Below are 602 nucleotides of genomic sequence, written 5' to 3'. Positions count from 1 at the left end.
AGGATGTTGATGACGCCTTCGAACTCGGTGTCGATGTACTTGATGCGTCCCCAGCGGTTGCGGATGGCGACAGTGATATTGCCTTCGGTGCCGTACATGAGCGCGTGGAACTGCGCCTCGGTGAGGTCTTGCAGGGGCGTGTCGAGGGTGAAACCGAGCCGTTTGGCGACGCCGTCGAGCATGGCAAGGCGCCAGTCGGTCATTTCCCCATCGCGTTTGACAAACGGCAGCAAGGCGCCCTGTCGGATCGATTTCGAGCGGTCGGGAGCGATCAGGTCGGGGTCAAATTCTGTTTTCGTGCCTAAGCCGGTGCATTCGGGGCAGGCTCCATAGGGGCTGTTGAAGGAGAAGTTGCGCGGCTCCAGCTCGCCTACGCTAATGCCGCAGTCGGGACAGGCGAAATGTTCCGAAAAGAGCAGTTCTGTCCCGGCTTCGACGGGTTCGCCTGCGATTTCCCATCTTGGCGGCATCTCCCCTCACTCCTCCCCGTTCCCGATTAGGGAAGAAGGCGCAGGGGCGAGCAGACCTCGCCCCTGCCTCTCACGATTCGCCATTTGCGCGCTTGCGTCGGGCGCGTTTCGGCTTGCCTTCCGATTCGGGCG

General features: G+C 61.6%; 1 protein-coding gene. It reads right to left on the bottom strand.

Features of this window, described 5'->3' with window-relative positions:
• On the bottom strand, positions 1–470 hold a 470-nt coding region (locus N0A24_12295; protein MCS7174115.1), incomplete at its 3' end, for an excinuclease ABC subunit UvrA.
• Positions 471–602 lie beyond the last annotated feature (132 nt).

It is taken from the genome of Armatimonadota bacterium, assembly GCA_025059775.1.
Classification (GTDB): domain Bacteria; phylum Sysuimicrobiota; class Sysuimicrobiia; order Sysuimicrobiales; family Sysuimicrobiaceae; genus Sysuimicrobium.
This window is presented reverse-complemented; position numbering and strand designations above follow the sequence as displayed.